19 protein-coding genes are annotated in these 23,543 nt (G+C 49.1%); 16 read left to right on the forward strand and 3 right to left on the reverse strand.

The genetic code is table 11. From position 1 onward, the window contains the following. The 6 genes from clpX to AC4PHM_RS16010 all read left to right on the forward strand — a co-directional run bounded on the left by clpX (position 1) and on the right by AC4PHM_RS16010 (position 7,484). Positions 1–1,278 carry an ATP-dependent Clp protease ATP-binding subunit ClpX gene (gene clpX, locus AC4PHM_RS15985; RefSeq protein ID WP_492018715.1) on the forward strand — a complete coding sequence of 426 codons (1,278 nt, stop codon included), beginning with the start codon at positions 1–3 and terminating at the stop codon, positions 1,276–1,278. Between the two features lie 188 nt (positions 1,279–1,466). After that, a complete protein-coding gene (lon, locus tag AC4PHM_RS15990; RefSeq protein ID WP_492018716.1) occupies positions 1,467–3,797 on the forward strand; it encodes an endopeptidase La in 2,331 nt (776 codons plus the stop codon). Next, complete coding sequence (yihA, locus tag AC4PHM_RS15995; protein WP_492018717.1) at positions 3,794–4,432, forward strand: ribosome biogenesis GTP-binding protein YihA/YsxC; 639 nt, start codon at positions 3,794–3,796, stop codon at positions 4,430–4,432. Before lon ends, yihA begins: the two co-directional genes overlap by 4 nt. A gap of 116 nt (positions 4,433–4,548) precedes the next feature. Continuing rightward, entirely contained in the window at positions 4,549–6,432 is a 1,884-nt protein-coding gene (locus AC4PHM_RS16000; RefSeq protein WP_492018718.1) for a hypothetical protein, read from the forward strand. Continuing rightward, positions 6,429–6,929, forward strand: coding sequence for an NUDIX hydrolase (locus AC4PHM_RS16005; protein ID WP_492018719.1), 501 nt, complete (start codon positions 6,429–6,431; stop codon positions 6,927–6,929). Before AC4PHM_RS16000 ends, AC4PHM_RS16005 begins: the two co-directional genes overlap by 4 nt. Positions 6,930–6,959: 30 nt before the next feature. After that, positions 6,960–7,484, forward strand: a complete 525-nt coding sequence (locus AC4PHM_RS16010; RefSeq protein WP_492018720.1) for a peptidylprolyl isomerase — start codon at positions 6,960–6,962, stop codon at positions 7,482–7,484. 210 nt (positions 7,485–7,694) lie between these two features. Here AC4PHM_RS16010 and fba read toward each other — a convergent pair whose 3' ends face one another. Continuing rightward, positions 7,695–8,624, reverse strand: coding sequence for a class II fructose-1,6-bisphosphate aldolase (gene fba / locus AC4PHM_RS16015; RefSeq protein WP_492018721.1), 930 nt, complete (start codon positions 8,622–8,624; stop codon positions 7,695–7,697). 164 nt (positions 8,625–8,788) lie between these two features. Between fba and AC4PHM_RS16020 the strand changes: the two genes are divergently transcribed. From AC4PHM_RS16020 to AC4PHM_RS16040, 5 genes are all read left to right on the forward strand, one after another. Further along, entirely contained in the window at positions 8,789–10,117 is a 1,329-nt protein-coding gene (locus tag AC4PHM_RS16020) for an RsmB/NOP family class I SAM-dependent RNA methyltransferase (protein WP_492018722.1), read from the forward strand. Between the two features lie 62 nt (positions 10,118–10,179). Then, a complete protein-coding gene (locus AC4PHM_RS16025; RefSeq protein ID WP_492018723.1) occupies positions 10,180–10,923 on the forward strand; it encodes a pseudouridine synthase in 744 nt (247 codons plus the stop codon). 118 nt (positions 10,924–11,041) lie between these two features. Further along, positions 11,042–12,559, forward strand: a complete 1,518-nt coding sequence (gene glpK / locus AC4PHM_RS16030) for a glycerol kinase GlpK (RefSeq protein WP_492020528.1) — start codon at positions 11,042–11,044, stop codon at positions 12,557–12,559. A gap of 53 nt (positions 12,560–12,612) precedes the next feature. Beyond that, the gene (locus AC4PHM_RS16035) at positions 12,613–14,136 is read left to right on the forward strand and encodes an NAD(P)/FAD-dependent oxidoreductase (protein WP_492018724.1); all 1,524 of its coding nucleotides are present in this window, start codon (positions 12,613–12,615) and stop codon (positions 14,134–14,136) included. Beyond that, positions 14,133–15,638 (forward strand): FAD-dependent oxidoreductase, encoded by a 1,506-nt coding sequence (locus AC4PHM_RS16040; RefSeq protein ID WP_492018725.1) that lies wholly within the window; start codon positions 14,133–14,135, stop codon positions 15,636–15,638. The genes AC4PHM_RS16035 and AC4PHM_RS16040 overlap by 4 nt, the downstream gene beginning before the upstream one ends. Positions 15,639–15,776: 138 nt before the next feature. On the opposite strand, the gene AC4PHM_RS16045 is transcribed toward AC4PHM_RS16040, so the two are convergent. Both AC4PHM_RS16045 and AC4PHM_RS16050 read right to left on the reverse strand, forming a co-directional pair. Beyond that, positions 15,777–16,700: an acetamidase/formamidase family protein gene (locus AC4PHM_RS16045; protein ID WP_492018726.1), complete on the reverse strand. Its 924-nt coding sequence runs from the start codon at positions 16,698–16,700 to the stop codon at positions 15,777–15,779. Positions 16,701–16,738: 38 nt separating this feature from the next. Continuing rightward, positions 16,739–17,278: a hypothetical protein gene (locus AC4PHM_RS16050; protein WP_492018727.1), complete on the reverse strand. Its 540-nt coding sequence runs from the start codon at positions 17,276–17,278 to the stop codon at positions 16,739–16,741. Positions 17,279–17,515: 237 nt separating this feature from the next. On the opposite strand from AC4PHM_RS16050, the gene AC4PHM_RS16055 reads away from it, so the two are divergent. Genes AC4PHM_RS16055 through AC4PHM_RS16075 form a run of 5 tightly spaced genes read left to right on the forward strand, consistent with a single transcriptional unit; the run spans position 17,516 to position 23,519 of the window. Further along, a complete protein-coding gene (locus AC4PHM_RS16055) occupies positions 17,516–18,364 on the forward strand; it encodes a GNAT family N-acetyltransferase (protein ID WP_492018728.1) in 849 nt (282 codons plus the stop codon). Between the two features lie 4 nt (positions 18,365–18,368). Continuing rightward, a complete protein-coding gene (locus tag AC4PHM_RS16060; protein ID WP_492018729.1) occupies positions 18,369–19,277 on the forward strand; it encodes an RluA family pseudouridine synthase in 909 nt (302 codons plus the stop codon). A gap of 54 nt (positions 19,278–19,331) precedes the next feature. Next, a complete protein-coding gene (locus AC4PHM_RS16065; protein WP_492018730.1) occupies positions 19,332–20,156 on the forward strand; it encodes a hypothetical protein in 825 nt (274 codons plus the stop codon). After that, positions 20,153–21,808: a uridine kinase family protein gene (locus AC4PHM_RS16070; RefSeq protein WP_492018731.1), complete on the forward strand. Its 1,656-nt coding sequence runs from the start codon at positions 20,153–20,155 to the stop codon at positions 21,806–21,808. Before AC4PHM_RS16065 ends, AC4PHM_RS16070 begins: the two co-directional genes overlap by 4 nt. 46 nt (positions 21,809–21,854) lie before the next feature. Further along, positions 21,855–23,519: a PP2C family protein-serine/threonine phosphatase gene (locus tag AC4PHM_RS16075; RefSeq protein ID WP_492018732.1), complete on the forward strand. Its 1,665-nt coding sequence runs from the start codon at positions 21,855–21,857 to the stop codon at positions 23,517–23,519. Positions 23,520–23,543 lie beyond the last annotated feature (24 nt).

The raw sequence follows: 23,543 nt of genomic DNA on the forward strand, positions 1-23,543 counted from the left end.
ATGACGAAATATGAAAATAAAACTCAGCTGCAGTGTTCGTTTTGCGGTAAGACGCAGGACCAGGTCAAAAGACTGATCGCGGGACCAAATGTATACATTTGTGACGAATGCATTACGCTCTGCAATGAAATTATTTCGGATGAAATGGATGATGTCGAGGACCTTGAACTCGAAGATCTTCCAAAACCGGATGCCATTGCGAAGACACTGAATGAGTACGTTATTGGCCAGGAACGCGCTAAGCGGGTACTGTCTGTCGCTGTGTACAACCATTATAAGCGTGTCAGACGCGGGGTGACCGGCAAGCAGGACGTGGAGCTTCAAAAGAGCAATATTTTGATGCTGGGGCCAACCGGTTCCGGTAAGACGCTCCTGGCTCAGACCTTGGCAAAAATCATCAACGTGCCGTTTGCCATGGCAGACGCAACAGCATTGACAGAAGCCGGTTATGTGGGTGAAGACGTCGAAAATATCCTTTTGAAGCTGATTCAGGCAGCAGATTTTGACATTGAACGCGCTCAAAAGGGCATCATCTACATTGATGAGATCGATAAAATTTCAAGACGCTCGGATAATCCGTCCATCACGAGGGATGTCTCTGGCGAAGGCGTTCAGCAGGCGCTTTTGAAAATTATTGAGGGGACGGTTGCCAATGTACCGCCGCAAGGTGGCCGCAAGCATCCGCACCAGGAGTTCATTCAAATCGACACGACCAATATCCTCTATATTTGCGGTGGTGCTTTTGACGGTCTTGATAAGATCATTGAGCGTCGTACGGGTACAAAGACCCTGGGCTTTGGAGCTCAGATCATAAGCAAAGAAGATAAGGAAATTGGCGCGCTGTTAGAAAAGCTCGAAACAGAAGACTTGCTGAAATTCGGTTTGATTCCGGAATTCATTGGCCGTGTTCCGGTCGTAGTCTCTCTGCATGAACTGGATGAGGCAACACTTCTCAGAATTTTGAAAGAACCTAAAAACGCCTTGATTAAACAGTACCAAAAACTGTTTGAACTCGACAACGTCGAAATCAGTTTTGATGAAGAGGCGCTGAAGGCAGTGGCACACATGGCAATTGAAAGAAAAACCGGCGCCCGCGGGCTCAGAAGCATTCTCGAAAATGCCATGCTGGATATCATGTATGAAATTCCTAGCCGGGATGATATTATCTCAGTCCGGATTACGCGAGAATCCATTGTCGATAAGAAGATGCCAGTCATGCTGCTGAAGGATGGGACTTCAGAAAAGAAACCCTCCCAAGACAGACAAAGCGTCTCCTGATTAAATTTATACATTTAAGCGAGTCAGAGGATCAATTGGCTCGCTTTTATTTTTCTGAAACTTGAAGGTTGAGTTTTACCAACAGCATAAAAACTTTTTTCGATTTGTTAGCACTCTTGCTTGATGAGTGATAATTCCTTTGGTATAATTTGAATAACCCTTTAAATGGGTGGAAAGGAGAGAACACCATGGAAACTAACGACAAGATTATGTCAATGCCGTTGATTCCTCTTCGCGGATTATCGGTATTTCCCTATATGGTGCTTCATTTCGATGTTGGTCGAGAGAAGTCAATCAAGGCGCTTGAAGAAGCCATGATTTATGATCAGAAGATATTCCTGACAACGCAGCGTGACATTGATGTCGACCTGCCTTCAACGGAAGATTTCTATGAGATTGGCACCATATGCAAAATCAAACAAATGCTGAAACTCCCTGGAGACGCTATTCGCGTCCTGGTGGAAGGCGTCAGCCGTGGCAAGGTGGAAGCCATCATTTTTGAGGAGCCATACTTCAAAGCGAGGATCCTTAAAATTGAAGAGGACATCAGCCGTGACAGAGAAACAGAAGCTTTGATGCGCTCGTGCCTGACGGCCTTTGAAAAATACATTGCTGTCAGCAACCGCGTCTCACCTGAAGTGATGCTGTCCATGACCACCATAGAAGAGCCCGGCCGCTTTGCTGATGTTCTGGCCTCCAATATGGTTCTCAAAACAGAGCAAAAGCAGGAGATTCTGGAAGCTGTTGAACCAAAGAAGAGACTGACTGCGATTTATGCCATTCTTCTCAGCGAAATTGAAATTATGGAAGTTGAGAAGCAGATCAACGAAAAAGTCAGAAAGCAAATCAACAAAATGCAAAAGGAATATTATCTTCGTGAACAAATGAAAGCAATCAGGGAAGAGCTCGGCGAAGACTTTGATCCGGATGATGAAATTGAGGAACTGTACAAGAAATTGGACAAACTGAAACTCGACAAAAAAATAGCGGACAAAGTTTCCAAAGAAATCGAGCGGCTTTCAAGAATGTCACCGGCATCTGCAGAAAGTACCGTCGTCCGCAGCTATGTGAACTGGATCCTGGATTTGCCGTGGAATAAAAAGACCAAAGATACCCTGGACATTGCAAAAGCGCGTACGATACTGGATGAAGACCATTATGGCCTGAAGAGTGTCAAAGAACGTGTTCTGGAGTATTTGGCCATCCGTGAGCTTACCAAAAGCCTCAAGGGGCCAATTATTTGTCTTGTTGGTCCTCCGGGCGTCGGCAAAACCTCTATTGCGAAATCTATTGCGAGATCTCTGAACAGAAAGTTTGTCCGGATGTCACTGGGCGGCGTTCGCGACGAAGCTGAGATCAGGGGTCACAGAAGGACCTATATAGGCGCTATTCCGGGCAGAATAATCAATGGCATTAAAGAGGCAGGCACAAAGAATCCTGTTTTCCTCTTTGACGAGATTGACAAACTGACCTCGGATTTCAGAGGCGATCCTGCTTCAGCACTGCTTGAGGTGCTGGATCCTGAGCAGAACAAAGACTTTACAGATCACTATCTCGAAGTGCCTTTTGACTTGTCCAGCGTCATGTTCATTACCACTGCAAACTCCCTGGGAACTATACCTAGACCGCTTTTGGACAGAATGGAAATTATCGAGGTATCCGGCTACACCGAATTCGAAAAGCTGAATATCGCGAAAAAATATTTGGTGCCAAAGCAGCTCAAAGCCCACGGACTGACTGAGGACAATTTAAGTTTGAGCGATGATACGCTGAGTGCCATCATCAGTTATTACACCCGTGAATCCGGAGTGCGTGAACTCGAACGTCAGATCGCGACTGTCTGCCGTAAAGTTGCGACGAGAATTGTCGAAGACAAAGTCACGGCGGTCAAAGTCAATCGCAGCAATCTGGACAAATCCCTGGGGGTCAAGAAATACCACTATGATGAGATTCAAAAAGAGAATCAGGTGGGCATAGCGACGGGTCTGGCTTGGACGCCTGTGGGCGGGGACACGCTCTCCATTGAGGTTTCAATCATGAAAGGCAAGGGCAACCTCGTCCTCACCGGGCAAATGGGTGATGTCATGAAGGAATCCGCAAGAGCAGGGCTGAGCTATCTCCGGTCGATCTCTGAGAAATACGAAATCGCGGATGATTTCCATGAAAAAATGGACATTCACATTCATATACCTGAAGGCGCCATTCCTAAAGACGGTCCTTCAGCGGGCATTACCATGGCAACCGCTGTGCTGTCAGCTATAACCGGCATTCCTGTCCGGCATGATCTTGCCATGACCGGCGAAATTACGCTGCGCGGCCGGGTGCTGCCAATTGGCGGCTTGAAGGAGAAATCTCTTGCGGCAAGTCGCGCGGGGGTAAAAACAGTTCTGTTCCCTAAAGAGAATGTCAAGGATCTTGAAGAGATACCGTCCACGGTTCGAAGTAAAATGAAATTTATCCCTGTTGAATCCATGGATGAAGTTCTCGAGCACGCACTCGTAAAGGAGGCTGCAAAGTGAAAATCCAGAATTCTCGTTTCATCATAAGCGCCGTTAAACGGGATCAGTATCCTGAGGATGAACTGCCTGAAATTGCTATGGCGGGGAGATCCAACGTGGGCAAATCCTCTCTCATCAACATGATGATTAACCGTAAGGGACTGGCAAAGACGTCTTCCACACCCGGAAAGACTCAAACCATAAATTTCTATGATCTGGATGGAAAGATGCGGTTGGTCGACTTACCGGGCTATGGATATGCCAGAGTTTCCAAGGATAAGAAGAGCGGCTGGGGAAAAATTATTGAATCTTATCTGGTGAACCGGCCAAATCTGATGGAAGTATTCCTCCTGGTGGATTTACGCCATGATCCCTCTGAAGACGACCGCTTGATGTACGAGTGGATTCGAACTTTTGGCTATAAGGGCGTTGTCATAGCTACGAAAGCAGACAAAATTAAAAATAGTCAGCTTCAAGTCAGGAAAAAAGCACTCAGAGAAAAACTGGGCATGAGCGAGGATGATGTCGTGATCGTGACCTCAGCAGACTCGAGAAAAGGCAAATATGACTTATGGGACTTTATCAATGCGCTGCTGGAGCAAAAGGGCTTCGAGGTTCGTTTCGAACGCCAGCAGCCGGAACCGTCAGACAAATAGCAATGAATGATAAGCCGCTTCAGGGATAATTCCTGAGGCGGCTTTACCAATGTAAATAGGCAGAGCACGTTAGTTGTGTTAAAATGAAAAAAAGTCAGTCGTCGGGAGGTGGATTCATGCTCTTCAGCCGCAGCCGTGTGGTAATGTTTCTGATCTGTATCTTTATTTTCATGGCAGCAATTTTCGTCTACACGGATCAGCTGATAGAAGACCAGATCGACCGCCTTGAAGAGGATCTGCTGCGCCTCCAGGCCTCCATGGTGGCCTGGGTGGCGGGAGAATTCCAGAGCAGCGCGTCTGCCTTTGACGCAGAAATTCAGTCTGCCAGGGATCGCTTCATTGAACAGCAGTTTCAAGTGCTCGTATCACTGATTTCGAACGCATCTACCAATGTCGAGGCGGATGAAACCCTCATTGCGGAATTTTCTGATGGAACATTTGGAAGTCTTAGAGAAGATGGATCACTGGTTTACAAGGGGCCTCTTCCCGAATCCGTCATTTCCTTTGCTTACAGTCTCCAAAAAGACAGTTGGCAGTTCAAGAGAATTGAAAGACTGGAAGTCTCTGATCCGGATCCTATATCAAACAGCGGCGAGAGATATGTGGTCTATTTCTACAAAAGCGAAAAAACCGGAAGCGTGCTGTTTACCGGCGGGTTTATTTCGAACAGCGCTGATGAGATCCGACTCAGCACAAGTCCTTTGGAGGATTATCTCGAAAATTTACATGAGACTCGCGGCTACGAAAGCATTCTGTTGAATAACAGCGGCAGAATTGTCAATTCGTATGATCCTGCCAAGATCGGATTTACGCTGTCCCAGACGGATGCCAGGAGCGGCATCAGCTTATTTCAGAAAATAATTGACACCCCGGATCAGAAATTTGAAGTGGCTCTGGATCAAGTCTACGAAGCGTTTACGCTGCCGTTTGATGAGGGACATATACTCCTGATGAAACCGGCTGTTCCTGAGGAAAGCTTTAACCGCTTCAGCAGAGTGCTTGGCTATGTGTTGATTCTGTTCAATCTGGCCATTGTTACAGCGGTTATGATGTTTCTGAGAAAGAATCACGCATTTGTAATAGAAAAGATCAGTCTGACAGAGATGCAAGTTAAGAGGCGCAGACAGGCAGCCGGATTTATTGTGGTGGTTATTGTCCTTGGATTCACCATGATGATTCTTTTGATCAATGGATTGTTGAACATTCAGATGACGCAGCTTGACTTTGACGAAGAATTGAAGCGCTTTTCGGATGCTATGGCAGGACAGTATACAGAAGCTTACAAATCTCTTGAAGAACAAAACGATTTGTTCAATCTCGAAATGAGAAGCAATAAGACGGAACAGGTTAAAGCGCTGTATACGTCTCTGCGTGCCATTTCATCAGAATCCATAAGAAAATATCCATCCAATGCCAGCAGCAGCGATTATGTCGTAAATTGGATGCGCGTTTCGCAAACGACTCGGGAATTGATCGCCAGCCAGTACGGGATCGACCTTGGTCTGGTGGAGGACTATATCGTCACCGGCCCTAAGGAAGCGGGCTCAGGGGTGACCTTGATTGGCTATGACACCAAAAAGCTGAATGTCTGGGTCGTTCAATCCCTCGTCAGTGGATCATCTCAGGATCAGCCATTTTCATGGGTCCCCCTTGCCACTTCCGGGGCGAATATCAATGGTTTCTTTGCGCATTACACCTTAAAAGGGTTGGAAAGTATGCCGGTTCTGGAGGCTGTGGTGCCGGATTCGGGAAATACGAGAAGTCATGCCGAGGCTGTAGGAATGGCACTTTATCACGATGCGATGGATGAGACCATCGGCATAAGAAAACCAAATGGCCAGTCCTGGATTGTCTATGTCCCGACCTCAGATCCACTGAGTGGGGACTTGAGGCAGGCGGCTTATGACTTTACCAGAGCCATGAGCCTGGCGACGCTGGTCTTGGTTGTGGTGGTTATGGGCGGCTGGTGGCACTATGGCAGGAAGGAGCCTGTGTCATGAAAATGGCGGTTCTTTGTTATGTGACCCACGAAGACTCGGTGCTGATGCTGCACAGAAATAAGAGAAAAACTGATTACCATTTGGGAAAGTGGAACGGCCTGGGCGGCAAATTCCTGCCGGGCGAATCCCCTGAGCAATGCCTGCTCAGAGAAGTTTGGGAGGAATCCGGTCTTCAGCCTGAAACCTATTCGCTGCGAGGGATCATTACTTTTCCCTTGTTTGATGGGGTCGAGGACTGGTATACTTTTGTCTATACTGCCAGTTCTGCAAAGAAAGAGGTCATTGACCCTGAAGAAGGGACGCTGGCCTGGATTCCCAGAAGTGAAGTGCTGAGCCTGAACCTTTGGGAAGGGGACAGGATTTTTCTGGATTGGGTGTTCAACCGGACAGAATTTTTTTCCGCTGTATTCCGGTATCGGGCGGGTGAATTCAAGGATTATGAAGTCGTCTTTTATCCCGCGACTGTGCCAGGCACTGTAAATAATCACGCGGACTGAAAGAAATATAATTTGAAAGGGTGTATACTATTGAATCAAAATCCAGTGGTCACTATTGAACTTGAAAACGGTAAAGTCATCAAAGCAGAATTATTTCCAGAAATTGCGCCTAACACAGTAAACAATTTTATTGATCTCGCACGAAAAGGCTATTATGACGGGCTGATCTTTCACCGCGTCATCAGGGGCTTTATGATTCAGGGCGGCTGTCCTGAAGGCTCAGGTATGGGCGGCCCAGGCTATAAAATCAAAGGTGAGTTCAATCTGAATGGCTTCAGAAATTCACTTGTCCACGAGCCGGGTGTATTGTCCATGGCGCGTTCGCAGTCGCCGGATTCTGCGGGGTCACAGTTCTTCATTATGCACGAGCATTCGCCGCATCTGGATGGCCAATATGCGGCTTTCGGCAAAGTCGTCGAGGGTATGGACGTCGTCAACGACATTGCAGCGACGAAAACTGACTTTAGAGATCGTCCGGTAGAGCCTCAGAAAATCAAGAAAATGACCGTGGAAACTTTTGGCGTCGAGTATCCGGAGCCTGTTAAAATGATGTAATCCGCTGAGGCGGGTTCGAAAGTCGAAGCCGCCCTGGTGATGGCAAGTGACAGCGTGAAATGATTTGAATACAGCAGCAGGGGTTGCATAGCAAAACAGGTGTCCCGGGGATCCGGGACACCTGTTTTGCTTTAAAAAAAGGGAAAATGGCGGCGCCGCCATTTTCCTGACTGTTGCAGCTGTAATTGCTTAAGTAATGACTATGTTGTACTAGAGCTTGCCGTCTGAACCGAGGACGTTGACCAGCTTGTGATGGACCATATTGCGGATGGCATCACGACCGACGCCGAGATATTTGCGAGGGTCAAACTCAGCAGGGTTGTCGTGAAGTGATTTTCTGATGGCTGCAGTCATGGCAAGTCGAAGGTCTGTGTCGATGTTGATTTTGCAGACACCGAGCGCAGCCGCTCTGCGCAGCATATCCTCAGGGACGCCCTGTGCGCCCGGAATGTTGCCACCATAGGCATTGCACATTTCGACGAATTCAGGTATGACTGTAGACGCGCCGTGAAGGACCAGCGGATAATCCGGAAGGAGCTTGGTGATGGTTTCGAGACGCTCGAAATCCAGCTTTGGCTCACCCTTGAACTTATAGGCACCATGGCTTGTGCCAATGGCAATAGCAAGGGAGTCGCAGCCTGACCGCTTCACGAAATCCACCGCTTGGGCAGGGTCCGTATAAGTAGCGTCCTCGGCTTTGACATTGACCTCGTCCTCGACGCCTGCCAATTTTCCGAGCTCTGCTTCAACGACGACGCCCCGAGCATGTGCGTATTCCACGACCTGTTTGACCAAGGCTATGTTTTCCTCATAAGGGAGATGTGAACCGTCAATCATGACAGAGGTAAAGCCATCATCAATACATTGTTTGCAGATTTCAAAGCTGTCGCCGTGATCCAGATGAAGCGCAATATCCAGGTCGGAGTCGATAACGGCAGCTTCGACCAGTTTCTTCAGATAGGCAGGTTTAGCGTATTTTCTTGCGCCTGCGGAGACTTGAAGAATGAGTGGGGATTTGACTTCCTTGGCTGCGTCGACAATGCCCTGCACGATCTCCATGTTGTTGACGTTGAACGCACCGATAGCATAGCCACCTTCATAAGCTTTTCTGAACATTTCCTTGGTTGTCACAAGAGCCATAGAAATTCCTCCTCTATAGTTGTCGTTTTGAGATACCTTTGCCAGATTATACTAATCATAGAAGATCACTTTTCTTTTGTCAAGGCGGCTGCAGTCGGGATATAATGAGTTAACGGGCCTGATCAAGGGAGACCAACTGGGCTCGACATGGGAGTGTGAAGTAATTGAAGTTTCCGGAAAGCTTTTTGGAAGAAATCAGGGCTTTGATTGGCAGTGAAACCGAAGCCTTTTTAGAAAGTTATGATCAACCCAGGCATTTTGGCCTGCGTGTGAACCGTCTGAAAATATCCGTTGAGGAGTTTCTGAAAATCGCACCTTTTAAGCTCACGCCTATACCCTGGACAGCGGATGGTTTCTATTATGAGGAGACTGAGCGTCCTGCGAAGCACCCTTTCTATCATGCCGGGTTGTATTATCTGCAGGAACCATCGGCCATGGCACCTGTCAATGTACTCGATCCTCAGCCCGGACAGACGGTTCTCGATCTGTGTGCATGTCCCGGAGGGAAGACGCTGCAAATCGCCGCCGCGCTTGGGGGTCGCGGCACCATAGTGGCAAACGATATCAGCACCAGCCGCATTAAAGCCCTGGTCCGCAACCTGGAAATGGCAGGCGTGACCAATGCCCTGGTAATCAATGAAAGCCAGGAGAAGCTGGGTGCCCGGTTTCACTCTGTTTTCGACGGTATTCTGATTGACGCGCCTTGCTCGGGTGAAGGCATGTTCAGAAAGGATTCAAAAGCCCTTGAGGCGTGGTCCAATCAGGTTCCGGGCCACTTCAGGTCGATCCAGGACAGCCTGCTTGACCAGGCGGCAAAGATGCTGAAGCCCGGCGGGCGTCTGGCGTACTCGACCTGCACTTTTAATCGCCAGGAGAATGAATGGGCCCTCGACGCCTTCATGTCGCGGCATTCTGAGTTCTCTAAGCTGCAGCCTGATCCCAAGCTGGGGCTGGATACCCGCACAGGCTATGGCCGTCTCTGGCCGCATCTCCACGAAGGTGAGGGCCATTTTGCAGGACTTTTGGAAAGCTCTGCCGATGGTTGTGGTCACAGCAGCCCGCCGGACCATAACAGGTTCCAAAATGAACCGACAGAGGCTTACCGGCAATTCGAAGCAGAGAATCTCACGATAAAGCTGAGTGGCGCTTTTCTGCAGATTGAAGACAAGCTCTATAGACTCCCGGAGGGACTGCCTTCAACGCAAGGCATGCGTGTCATTCGCAGCGGCTGGTACCTGGGTGAAGAGAAAAATGGCAGATTTGTCCCGTCAGGCGCCTTTGCCATGGGTCTTAAATCCGGAGATGCAAAACGCGAGATCCACTTTGAGGCGGATGAGTTTGACGTCGTGCGCTATTTGAAGGGCGAAACACTGAACGTCGCCGGCGAAGACGGGCTCAATTTGATTTGTCTTGGAGATTATCCCCTTGGGTGGGGAAAGTTGAACAAAGGCAGCCTTAAGAACCAGTACCCGGCTGCATGGCGCATGCTCTAAATGAGTTCGAAGCACCGAATCCCGCAAACTGACTTTAATGCATCATACAGGAGGATCATAGAATGGCAAAGACCATGAGACTGGACAAATTACTTTCCCATATGGGCATAGGAACCAGAAGCGAAGTTAGAAAGTACATCCGGCACGGATGGGTTGAGGTGGATGGCGCCAAACCTAAATCAGGCAGCATCCATATCCATCCGGAGACGCAGACGGTCCTGTTCAAAGGGGCTCCGGTTATTTACAAGGAATACGTTTATTATATGATGAATAAACCCCAAGGCGTGGTATCTGCCACGGAGGACGCTCGTGAGTCTACTGTCATAGATCTTCTTGAGCCTGAAGATCAGGTCTTTGATCTGTTTCCGGTAGGCCGACTGGACAAAGACACCGAGGGGCTATTGATCCTGACCAATCACGGTGCCCTGGCCCATGGGCTTTTGGCGCCAAAGCGTCACGTTTTTAAGACCTATGAGGCAGTTGTGGACGGTCCGGTCAATGAGAATGACATTAGTGCCTTTAAGGCAGGGGTGACACTGGATGACGGCTATCAGACCCTGCCTGCAGAGCTTGAGATTCTTTCTGTGGGGGATCATAAGAGCGAAACCAGGCTCACCATTTATGAAGGGAAATTCCACCAGGTCAAGCGGATGTTTGAATCCCGAGGGCGATTTGTGGTCTTTTTAAAGCGCATCAGCATGGGGCCCCTTAAACTGGATGATGCTCTTAGTCCCGGTGAGTACAGAGATCTGACTGAGGATGAGGTTAACCAGCTTTTGGAACAAGCCGGCCTGTCTGAGGAATGATGGGCGGGGTTGAAGGCTGAAGACCATCGGCAGAAACTTTTTTGGGAAGTTTGAGAGAATCGCAGCTGGGAGGGTGAGAAGTTTGAGTTCACAAGCGTGTCAGGATGAGGACAAGATTCTGCTCGAGACAGCAGCAGGGGCGGGAAAACGCTATCTGCTTGCTCTGGACCAGGGGACGACGAGTTCCCGTGCAGTTCTGTTCGACCTCGAGGGGAATATTGTGGGATTGGCACAAAAGGATTTCAGTCAGTACTTTCCGCAACCGGGATGGGTGGAGCATGATCCTTCTGAAATTTGGGGGACTCAGTCAGGGGTTGCGCTGGAAGTGCTTGAGAAAACGGGCGTTTCACCGTCTGAAGTCGCGGCGCTGGGCATTACCAACCAGCGCGAAACGACGCTGGTGTGGGACCGGGAAAACGGAAAACCAGTTTATCCTGCGATTGTCTGGCAGTGCAGGCGGACGGCGGCATTGTGCGAGACCCTGAAGAAAGAGGGTCATGAAGCCTTTATCCGAAAGACGACAGGGCTTGTGGTGGACGCCTATTTTTCAGCTACCAAAATTCAGTGGATTTTAAACAATGTTCCAGGGACGCGGGAAAGGGCGGAACGCGGTGAACTCTGCTTTGGAACTGTGGACACCTGGCTGATCTTTAATTTGACCAGGGGAAAGGTACATGCCACGGATGTCTCCAACGCCAGCCGTACCATGCTGCTTAATCTCGACACCCTGGACTGGGATGAAGGGCTGCTGGAAATCTTCGGGATTCCGAGAAGCATGCTGCCGGAAATCAAGCCTTCTTCAGGCGTCATTGGGTGGACGGATCCAGCCATCTTTGGCGGCGTCCGGCTGCCTATATCAGGTGTCGCCGGCGATCAGCAGGCTGCGCTGTTCGGCCAGCGCTGCTTTGAGCCAGGCGAGGTGAAAAACACCTATGGAACGGGCTGCTTTATACTGATGAATACAGGACATAAGCGTGTGGCTTCAGAGTCCGGGCTGCTGACAACGGTGGCATGGCGCATTGGGGAGGCTGAGGCGGCTTATGCTCTTGAGGGTTCAATTTTTATTGGCGGCGCAGCGGTTCAGTGGCTCAGGGATGAGCTGCAGCTGATCCGGACAGCGCGGGAAAGTGAAGAGATTGCCAAGCGGACTTCGGATACGGGCGGCGTTTATGTCATTCCGGCATTCACCGGTCTCGGCGCGCCCTATTGGGATATGTATGCCAGAGGCGCTATAGTCGGGTTGACCAGAGGCTCAGGCAGAGACCAGATTGTCCGTGCGACGCTGGAAGCTATTGCCTACCAGACCCGGGATGTCGTAGAGGCCATGAGCGGGGACTCTGCCGTCGCCCTGAGTGCTTTGAAGGCCGATGGCGGCGCGACCGAAAACGAATTTCTCATGCAGTTTCAGGCGGACCTCCTCGGTGTGGCGCTGGACCGGCCGGTGGTCATGGAATCGACGGCACTGGGTGCGGCGCTTCTCGCGGGACTGGGTGTCGGGATCTACCCATCCCTCGCGGCGCTTAAAGCCTTGGGGTCGGCAGCGAAGCGATTTGAGCCTCAAATGGAGGAAGGGCAGCGAAGTGCGCTTTACGCCGGCTGGAAAAAGGCGGTCAGCATGGTAAGGGAAAACCACTGATGGAACGGCCGGAGCAGGGCTGACAAGCGGTTAAGTGGAAGGGGGCAATCTGCGTGAGCTGCGGGAAGAGATCTGAAATGCCAGAAACCACTGAAAACAAAGTTGACAGCCTTTACGACGTCGTGATCGTAGGTGCCGGAATTGTAGGCGCATTTCTGGCTTATGAGCTGTCCAAAACCTGCTGGAAGGTCGCGGTTGTCGAAAAGGAGCCGGATGTTGCACTGGGCGCAAGCAAGGCCAACAGCGGCATTATCCATGCCGGGTACGATCCGGAGCCCGGGACGTTAAAAGCAAGTCTGAATGTCGAAGGAAGCCGTCTGTATGAAGGGTTGTCCCGTGAACTGTCCTTTGGCTATAAGAAAACAGGCTCTTTTGTAGTGGCGCTGACAGAACAAGAGGAACATGCACTGACCGGATTGATGGAACGCGGCCGTAAAAACGGCGTTGAGGGCATTGAGCTGCTCAGCGGCTTGGAGGCGCGTTCTCTTGAGCCTAGCTTGACGAATAAGGCGTTGAGAGTCCTGATGGCGAAGTCTACTGCGGTGGTGGATCCCTGGGAAGTGGCGATAGCGGCTTTGGAGAGTGCAGTTGACAATGGGGTCCGGTTGTTGCTGGGCACTTGTGTGACAGGCGTTTCAACGCCCATGCCTGGTTCATCCGAAGCACCCTTTGAACTGGAAACCACGCAAGGGCGACTGTTTGCGAAGGTCGTCGTCAACGCTGCCGGTGTTCACGCTGGGGAAATGTCAGCGCTGCTGTCCGGCGGATCAGCGGAGTTTGAGATTATCCCGAGGCGCGGGCAATATTTTGTCCTGGACAAAGCAGCAGGACCACTTGTCAAACGAGTGATTTATCCTGCGCCGAGCGCTTTGGGAAAAGGCGTCCTGGTTATTCCGACGCTTCATGGGAATATCATGGTTGGACCGGATAATGAAACACTGAGCGCTGAAGAGGCTGAGTCAGTGCAGACTACGGCAGGAGGACTCGCCTATGTCCGGGATAGGGCAGCGCTGATCGTCCCAGGAATTCCCTTTCATCTGGGGATCGCGAATTTTTCAGGCATTAGGGCAGAAACAACGGAAAAAGACTTTATTATCAGAGCGGCAAAGTCTCATTCAAGGTGGATTCACGCCGCGGGGATCAAATCGCCGGGGCTGTCAGCGGCACCTGCCATTGCGGGCAGGCTTCTTTCTCTGATCCGGGAGTGCCTTCCGGCTTACAGTCTTAAACCGGATTTCAGACCGGGCCGTCGTCCGAGACCTGTTCTGGCCGAAATGACATCTGAGAGGCGACGTCAGCTTATAGCTGAAAATCCTATGTTTTCACATATCGTCTGCCGCTGCGAGATGGTCAGTGAGGCAGAAGTTGTGGACTGTATTCATCGCTCGGTTGGGGCAAGAACCCTGAACGGCGTCAAGCGGAGGGTCAGACCGGGTGGCGGGCGCTGCCAGGGCGGTTTCTGCGCGCCGAGAATCCTGGAGATCCTGTCCCGGGAGCTGGGTATTCCGGAAACGGAAATATGCCTGGAACATATTGGCAGCCACGTGGTCTTTGGAAAAAGGGGGACATCCTTGTGACGCCTTCAAATTGGACGACATTAAGTGATGCGCCGCCGAGTCTGCTCGTGATCGGTGCCGGACCGGCGGGGTTATCCGCTGCCATTGAAGCCAAACGCTGCGGTGTGGACCGCGTGCTCGTCGTAGATCGGGAACGGGAGCCGGGTGGCATACTCAATCAGTGCATTCACGCAGGATTTGGACTGTTTCATTATGGCGAAGAGTTGACAGGCCCTGAGTACGCAGAGCGTCTGGTAAATTCGGCTGAGGAATCCGGTGTCGAGATCATGCAGGAAACTTTTGTGGCGACATTAGATCACGATTTAAATGCGGTGCTGTTCAGCAAGTCTCAAGGCTATTTCCAGGTTAAGACCAAAGCTGTTTTATTGGCTATGGGATGCCGCGAGAGAACACGCGCTGCAGTTGCAGTGCCAGGAACCCGACCGGCAGGCGTGTTTTCTGCCGGAACAGCACAGCGGCTGATCAATATTGAGGGGTATGCCCTTGGTCAGAGAGCTGTCATTGTGGGTTCTGGAGACATAGGCCTTATCATGGCCAGGCGGCTGACGCTGGAAGGTGTGGATGTCGCTGCGGTTGTTGAGATTCGAGAGACGCCGTCCGGGCTGCCAAGAAACGTCTCCCAGTGTCTGAAAGCTTTTTCAATTCCGCTGTTGTTAAGTCATAGAGTTGCAGCAATCGAAGGGACATCCAGAGTCACCGGTGTTGTGGTGGAGTCCCTTGCCGGCGGCGCACCTGAACGGATTGCGTGCGACTTGGTTCTGTTTTCAGTTGGACTAATCCCTGAGAACGAGTTGTCCGCCATGACAGGCGCTGAGCTGCTGGGCGGCACCAATGGCCTTCAACTCACCGGGGAAATGCAGACCTCGGTGCCTGGACTGTTTGCCTGTGGCAATACGTATCGTGTTTATGATTTGGTGGATGAGGTTTCACGGGAGGCAGGCATAGCGGGGCGGGCAGCTGCGGCTTATTTGGGGTGTCGGAAGTACAGTGCTCCGGGCGGTGCAGATCATGCCAATTTTGGCAGGACAACTTCGTCAAGTTTCAGGACAAAGACAGTATTGGGACGGGACCGCGACGAAGCTTCGCAGTTTTCGCATTCTGAGAAAGCCCCGCTGCTTTTGGCTGCGGACGTGGATGAGAGTGTGACAGACGAGCCTTTGCGCTGTATTATTTGTCCAAAAGGATGCCGAATGGGGCTGGGACCCGGCGGTGAGATCACAGGCTATAAATGCAGGCGCGGTTATGAATTCGCTCTTCAGGAGCTTCGTGATCCCAGCGCGGTATTGACAGCAACGGTAGCTATAGAGGGTGGCACATGGCCAAGACTGCCTTGCAAGACCACAAAAGCAATACCTCGGGCACTGCTAAGGACAGCGGCGGCTGTGTTGTCAAAACTGTCTGTTTCCGCTCCGGTGACGCTCGGCGACATTCTGTTGCGGGATTTGGGCGGACTGGGTGTTGATGTGGTCGCGACCCGGTCGATGAAGCAGATGCAGCCCTAATGGAAAAATTGAAGAATAATAAAAGGGGAAGCGTGTGCTGTCAGCCCAATGAATGGGCGGTGCACCTGCTTCCCCTATATTTCTCGTGCTGCTTAATCGCTGAAGCTTAAGTCCGGTAATGATGGTCCCGCTCACTGGCTAACCTTTTGCGGGACAAAGTATGGTCGATCTCAAACGCTCTTCTGACAACACGGCTTTGGGAATGGATGCCCGAACCGTCTTTTTTGGATCGACAATCTGACTGATCTTGAGGTCCACATAAAGGCTGGCCAGAAGATAAGCTTCCTCGAAGGTCATATCCAAGCCGTCTTTAATGAGGCTGACCGCCTGCTCCGTGGCTTCGCGAAGGGCTTTATCCACTGTATCCCCCGAGGCGATGACCATAAAGGCATCTGGCGTCTCGAGCATAGGCCATTTCTGGATAGCGCCGGGAATGAGGTCTGTGGTCAACTCAACCAGCGCCTCGACTTCAAGTCCAGTGAAGCACAGTTCCCCGTCACCCATGGCAGCGTGGCAATCCCCAAGGGCCAAGAGCGCGCCGTCCGTGTTGACCGGCAGGTACAAAATGCTTCCGGACGTAATATCACGAGTATCCATGTTCCCGCCGTGGGTCCAGGGTGAAGCAGTGCCCCAGGTTCCGGAATCCGCGGATGGGGCGGTGCCTATGACCCCAATCATGGGATCGATTGGGAATTCGAAGGTATTGAAGCGGCAGATCTTATTCTCGATAGGAAGGACTTTGATAATCCCTTTTTCCACGAGATCACCAAGGACACCTTCGCCCGGTACGACCATAGCGATGCCGCGGTTGGCGACCTGAATGTCATGTATGGTAATTTTCAACAAGTCTCCAGGCTTGGCACCCTCGACAAAGATAGGTCCGGTTGCAGGATTCAGTCGATCATAATCGATTTCAGACAAGGTTTGTTCTTCAGAAAAAATCTGTTCGTGAAAGCAGTCGTGGGTCTTGACTGAAAAGCGTTCGCCTGGAAAAACAGACCCAATGGCCTGCATTTTGGGTGAAAAGGCGTAAAGACATGAGCCGCCGTCGAAATGCTTCACTGGAACACCTCCGAAAGGATTGTGCGTTGGACTCAAATTTAGTTTCCGGTTATGACTTTAATTAATTCATCCAGAGGCATGCCGGAAGTGACTTCAAAAGTGCCTGCCTTGAGTTTGGAACCCAGTTTTAATGCCTCTACCCGTTGAATAAAGGTTTGGGTGTCTTTAACCAGTCCTTTTTCGACGAGGAGCTTGGCAATGGCATACCCGGTTGAACCACTCTTGATCTCGATTGTCATTTTTTCTCCGCTAGGAGCAGGCGTCCCTGTTGAAGGCGGTTGAGTCCCGGAGTTGTTGGAGGTCGAACCGCCCGCCGGCAGTGTGTTTACTGAGGGCTGAACCTCAGAGGCTGAATTGTCCGGCGCGGTGCCTTCTGATGGTGCTTCTCCTTCAGGAAGGCCGTTTTCAGGCGCCTCCCCCAGTGAGATTTCGGGTGGCTGAGCCTTTGCGAGGGCGTTGGAGTATGTCATGGAGTCAGATATTTTCCAAGAGACCGTTCCGATGATTAATACAATGATCACCAGCGTAATCAACGTGTCGCTGAGATCGTAAAGGATGTCTTTAAATTTATCACCCATAGATACCCTCCTGTTTCTGTTTAACTTTGATCTGCTTATCACAAGAATAGCACAAAGTCAGCCTCAAGGAAACTGACCCTGGCTCTTCGTCAGAAGTTTGTCACCAATTTTTAACGCCCGGGTCTTCTCTGAAAGGACTGCAAGTTTGGTGACTTCCACGTTTGGGGAGTGTCATTTCGCCTTTCAGCGTGTTACAATTAAATATGAATGTGTTTTACAGCAGAAGGAGGGGATGACATGCCCGAATTTTTTAAGATGACATCCATTCATTATAAAATGACTGAGACTTTTCTTGAGAACCATGCCCAAGAAGCGGCACCGGTTTATTCCCTGCTGGAATTTCAGGGAACAAAAATCAAAAGCGTTCCTGAAAATGTTGAAGTTTTCCTGTATGGCAATCTCGACGGCATCACTGGTATGATGCTGTTTTTAACACCTGAACATCTCTTTATCCTTTCAGAGGATCGAGGATTGATGGGCAAGTATGACTTTCTGAAGCTTATTCGAAGCAATAGGCCCAAATGGGTCAAAGGCAATCACAGCGCTGTGCTTCAGGTGATTCAGATTTCCAGGCCATTTTCCACACTGATGGCTTCCAATGACATCCTGGTCATGAAGGCGCTGCAGATGCCGGAAGACGACAAAGACAGAAAAGATAACGCCTGTCACCTGCCGGAGGCTCTGGATCTCAAAGCGGCCGCTGCGCTGATGCAGCGCATTGAAAAGGAATTTTCCAGCCACCCGAGCTCAATAAACAGGTTAAAGCAGAGAATTGTCCAGCGTGTCTCGGACGGGGATCAGTTTTTTTGTGAGGCAGAAGGTGAACTGATCGCACATGGTGCCATTGAATATTATACGCCTGATGCTGCTGTGCTGGGAGGCATATACGTTGATCCGGCAATGCGGGGCCGCGGGTGTGGTACTTATGTGACCTGTGAGCTGATGAAGAGGACCTTTGAAAAAAACTTAATTCCAAAGCTATGTGTGTATTCTGACAACCTTGAGGCCTACCGTGTCTATGAGGCCCTCGGATTCAACACTGATGCAAAATTGCTCGAAATCCATTTGGAGTATGATAGGAGCTGAAAAATTGAAACAAATAACCATTGGAACCAATGAACAGGGTCAGAGATTTGACCGCTATCTGCTAAAACTGCTCGGTCGCGCGAATCGATCCACCATTTATAAACTCATGAGAAAAAACACCTTTAAGGTCAACGGAAAAAAGGTAGAGCCTGAATACTTTCTTCAATCCGGGGATCAGGTCAACATCTATCTCAGTGATGAAACGTTCGATTCGCTGGTAACGGAAACCCAGCAGGTCACTCCTGAGAAAGTCTCCCTTGAAATTGTGTACGAGGATGATGAGATTCTGATCGTCAATAAACCGAAGGGGATGCTGACACATCCGGATAAGACAGAATATAAACGCACGTTGTCCTCAAAGGTTCAAATCTATTTGAGCCATCTCTCAACGAGAACCTTCAAGCCGGCTCCTGTACACAGACTGGACAAGAATACGAGCGGCCTTGTTCTTTTTGCCAAGACTTACGATTCGCTGAAGCGCTACAACGCGTTGATGCGAGATCGAAAAATCGGGAAGTACTATCTATGTGTCACGGAGGGCATCATTAACAGGCCTGGAGAAATCAAGGGTTATCTGTTAAAAGATGAGGACCGGAATAAGGTCAGAATCGTCAAGTATGATTCAGATGACACAAAATATTTCCATACACGCTATCAGCCGCTCGAAGTCAGGGGCGGATTCACAGTACTTGAAGTGGAGCTGATGACAGGAAGAAGCCACCAGATCAGAGCATCGCTTGCCTCAATAGGACATCCTATTGTCGGAGACTTGAAATATGGGGCTTCCAGACGTCAGGACGTCATGAATCAAATGCTCCATGCCTATAAACTCGTTATTGAAGATCGTGTCTTTGAAAACCGTTCGCAGGAGCTGGATCAATTTATTGAGTCATTGCCGCCTGCAACACGTTAGGTAAATGCTGCAGCGGTCATAGATAGAATCCTTGCGTAAGGGGTGTGAGTACAAATGCACAGCTTTCAATCCATTTGTAAACTGATCGACCGGTTTGACTATGGCGGAGCGCTTGATATTCTGGAGGAAATTGGGCTCAGAGATACTGACCCCGCAATTTTACTCGATTCCTGCCGTTCAGCAGTGAACTTTGATTTTAAAACAGCTCTGGTAAAGCTGGAGCGTCTGGGCGGCGATTGTGCTAAAGACAAAAGTGTCCTCCGGCTGAAAAAAAATCTTCAGCAGCTGATTTCGGGAACGCCGGAGGCAGTCTTTTCCGAATTGCTTGAAAACACCAGATTTCAGCTGGTCAACGAGGAGTATATAGATTTTCTTGGCCGTGCCTATCGTTTTAAGGAGGCAGTTTTCAAGTATGTTTTTGTGGAGCGTCACTTGCAGCAGCAGAACTTTTCTATGCATATTGAAGCTATGCAAAAGCGAAGTATAATGAAAATTTTGAGGAAAAGATATAAAATTTACAATGCCAACGTTGTCTTTGCGATCACGACCTATATCAACCGCCATTTGGAAGATACCCGCTATGATGAGATTGCCAGAATTCTCAATTCCAAGAGAATGACAGATATGATTGAGCTTCGGAATGATTCCATTGTTGGCCATGGCTTTTCAGGGATCAGCCGCAGTGAGCTGATAAAAGTCTACGGCGATCCCTATACTGCCCTCAAGGAATTCAGAAAATGTTTGGAATTGCTTGGTATGCAGATCAACGGGTCCAAATATGAGGAGGTCAATGACCTTATTGTAGGTCAGCTTAAAGCAATAAATCAGAAGGGCGGTTCGAATCACTCGCCTGACGGGGAAAGGGGATCACGCTGTTGAACCAGGACAAGTTGATAAGGGTCGCGGTTGAAGGACAGGTCCGCTATGTGCCGGAAGGGACCATGGTGAAAACTCTGTCCGATGCGTTTCAAACAGTCGCTCGGCCGCTGATCGTCGCCGCCAAAATCGACAATGCTTTAAGGGAATTGACGACAACTATCGTCGAAAATGTTGAAATCGAATTTATTGACCTTTCACATCAGGACGGCATACGAATATATCAGAGAAGTCTCCTTCTGGTGCTTTTGAGAGCAGCTATAGAGTGTTTTTCGGATATCCACCTAACTGTTGAGCACTCCCTCAACAAAGGTCTTTATATTGAAGTGCATTACAACAGGGCTTTGACAGATGATGATGTCTTTGAAATTCGTCAGCGTATGTCCGCTATCATTGACAGCGGCGAACTGTTCATGAAAAAGAGCGTTTCCAAGCAAGAAGCCGCAGCTATTTTTGAAGACCTGAGAATGGGATCAAAAAAACGACTTCTGGATTACAGAAGCAGTGACACTATCAACGTTTATTCCCTCGGCTGGATGACCAACTATTTCTATGGTTACATGGTGCCGAGCACGCGGTATCTGTCATTGTTCGATTTAAAGCGTTATGCCGATGGTTTAATCCTCCTCCACCCTGACAAGTTCACCCAGACAACGCTTCCCGAGTATGTGGAGCAGGAAAAACTCGCGCAGATTTACAGAGAATCTGAAGCCTGGGCACGCATCCTTGATGTCAGTTATGTCTACAACCTGAATGACATGATCGTCGAGGGAAGACATGCGGAAATGATCCGGATTGCTGAAGCACTGCACGAAAAGAAAATCGCTCAGATCGCAGATCAGATTCTGCAAAGCGGAAAGCGCGTCATATTGATAGCAGGCCCCTCCTCGTCAGGTAAAACCACCTTTGCCCACCGCTTGATGATCCAACTCAGAGTTAACGGTCTCAGGCCGGTGACCCTCGGTACAGATGATTATTTTGTCGATAGAGCACATACGCCTTTGGATGAGAGCGGTGATTATGATTTTGAAGCTCTGGAAGCTGTAGACATTGAAAAATTTAATAATGATGTGAGACGACTCCTTGCAGGTGAAGAAGTGAACTTGCCAAGTTTTAACTTTTTGACCGGCGAAAGGGAATACAATGGACGAAAACTCAAGATAGATGCGGATCAGCCGCTCGTCATTGAAGGCATTCATGGGCTAAACGAAAAAATGACTGAAATGCTTGACAAGAAAACTAAATTTAAAATCTACATCAGTGCATTGACCCAGTTGAATATTGATGAGCACAACCGAATCCCGACTACGGATTCCAGACTGATTAGAAGAATTATAAGGGATCACCGAACCAGAGGACATTCCGCTGAGGCGACTATTCAACGCTGGCCATCTGTGAGGCGTGGAGAAGAGCGCAATATCTTCCCATTCCAGGAAGAGGCAGACATCATGTTCAACAGTTCAATGGTCTACGAATTGGCAATTCTTAAGAAATATGCTGAACCGCTCTTAAGGAGTATTGATGAAAAAAGTTCTGAGAGAATTGAAGCAAAGCGGCTCCTGAAGTTTTTGAGCTATTTTGTTTCCATAGATTCAGACCAGGATGTACCTTCAACCTCAATCCTAAAAGAGTTTATTGGCGGCAGCTGCTTTTGAAATTCAAAATATTCAATTCTTAAAGACTTAGCAGGGGTGATGGTGGATGGAAGTCATTTCAAAGCAGCTGAATCGCGTACAGACCGGATTTCTCAAGCCTCCGCTTTCCTTTATGCTGCTGCTTGGACTGCTGACGCTGTATCAGAGACACTATGACATCCTGGATCAATTTCTGGAAGTGCCATGGCTCAGCGGCCTTGTCATCTTGTTTCATATGACGACCGTTATTGTGCTTATGGCCCTTTATAACATATCCTATTACATGTTTATTCGGGACCATAAGGTTGGAAGCTTGATCTATTCAGTAGGATTTTCAGTCGCTTTGACGGCCTACTTGATCCATCTGCTTATTGACTTTGGGGGGCCGGGACTTTTGGAATTTCCCGTGAATGTTTCCTCTAGTCTGCTTGCCGGTGGGTACCTGGTATTTTTCCTGTCGGCTCTGGCGGCGGAATGGATTCCGTCAGACCGCAAGTTTATTTTGAAACAGGTTAAAATCACAAAACTATTACCGGTTGTTCCTGTCGTTCTGACCCTGCTTGTCGTCCTGTTCCTGTATCAAGATTCAATCAACAACCCCGTGACAGCCGAGATTTCAAAACTTCTTTCACTGACAATGGATTATTTATCAGCGGTCGTTGTGCTGTTATTAATGATGATGGCATTTCGCCATGCCTATATTGATGACGACTATAGATATCTGGGTGTCGTTGTAGGTTATGTCAGCCTGTTTTTTTCGAAAGCGTTTGCTATCCTGGGCTTCAATAATGGGGCAGGTGCGCCTTTCCTTTCCATTTTGCTTAGCTTGACCGGAATCGCGCTGCTGCTTCTTGAGTTCTACCGAAAGGGCATTGGTGATCCGCTTAACGACATTGAAATGAAGGAAAAGCAGATTGCCCTATATGCAAATAATCTGGATCGGGTTATTCAAAAACGAACGAAAGAAATTTTTGACCGCAACAGAAAGTTTGAGACAGAGCTTGAGTACGCCAGGAATATTCAGCAATCTCTCTTGCCTGATCAGCGCTTTGCCATCAAAAATGCGGCCTTTGTGACAGGGTATTTTCCTTGTGAGGACCTGAGCGGCGACTTTTATGATATCTATAGAATCGATGATGATCATGTGGGTATGTATATTTTGGATGTTTCAGGCCATGGGATCTCAGCAGCGCTCATGACCATGTTCTGCAACAATTATATTAAATCTACCGAAAGGCTGATCAAGCGGTATCGTGGATTGAAACCCCATAAGAACCTATCGAATTTTTACGAAGAATTCAATCGCATGAATTTTCCTGACGAAATGCACATGGTCATCTTTTTTGCAGCCTACTGTTTGTCAGACAGAACGTTGACCTATTGCTCCGGTGGCATGAATTGTCAGCCATTTATAATATCCAGGGATGGAGAATTCAAAACTTTGGATGAGAGTTTGGGCTTTCCGATATGCAAGTTCAGCGATTTATATAAACCCGAATATCAAAGTGCCACAGTGGAACTGAAGCCCGGGGATCGAGTTGTCTTTTACACAGATGGTCTGATTGACATGGATAAAAATAGGGTCATGGATCAGGTTGGTCTTGAAGAATTTATGTCAGATCACATTGAACTGTCTCTAAAAGCCCTTAATGAGCGCTTGATAGGTCGTATCTATCCTAAAATGGATAAATTGAAAGATGACATTAGCTATTTTATTATGGAAATTGAATAGTCAGCAATGGCGGTAAACACATGA

The sequence above is a fragment of the Acidaminobacter sp. QWL-03 genome, from assembly GCF_058683855.1.

Coding starts and splice junctions, on each gene's coding strand:
- lon (WP_492018716.1), top strand. CDS start 1,467: ATGGAAACTAACGACAAGATTATGTCAATGCCGTTGATTCCTCTTCGC.
- AC4PHM_RS16050 (WP_492018727.1), bottom strand. CDS start 17,278: ATGGGTGATAAATTTAAAGACATCCTTTACGATCTCAGCGACACGTTG.
- AC4PHM_RS16005 (WP_492018719.1), top strand. CDS start 6,429: ATGAAAATGGCGGTTCTTTGTTATGTGACCCACGAAGACTCGGTGCTG.
- AC4PHM_RS16000 (WP_492018718.1), top strand. CDS start 4,549: ATGCTCTTCAGCCGCAGCCGTGTGGTAATGTTTCTGATCTGTATCTTT.
- AC4PHM_RS16025 (WP_492018723.1), top strand. CDS start 10,180: ATGGCAAAGACCATGAGACTGGACAAATTACTTTCCCATATGGGCATA.
- fba (WP_492018721.1), bottom strand. CDS start 8,624: ATGGCTCTTGTGACAACCAAGGAAATGTTCAGAAAAGCTTATGAAGGT.
- AC4PHM_RS16075 (WP_492018732.1), top strand. CDS start 21,855: ATGGAAGTCATTTCAAAGCAGCTGAATCGCGTACAGACCGGATTTCTC.
- AC4PHM_RS16055 (WP_492018728.1), top strand. CDS start 17,516: ATGCCCGAATTTTTTAAGATGACATCCATTCATTATAAAATGACTGAG.
- clpX (WP_492018715.1), top strand. CDS start 1: ATGACGAAATATGAAAATAAAACTCAGCTGCAGTGTTCGTTTTGCGGT.
- AC4PHM_RS16065 (WP_492018730.1), top strand. CDS start 19,332: ATGCACAGCTTTCAATCCATTTGTAAACTGATCGACCGGTTTGACTAT.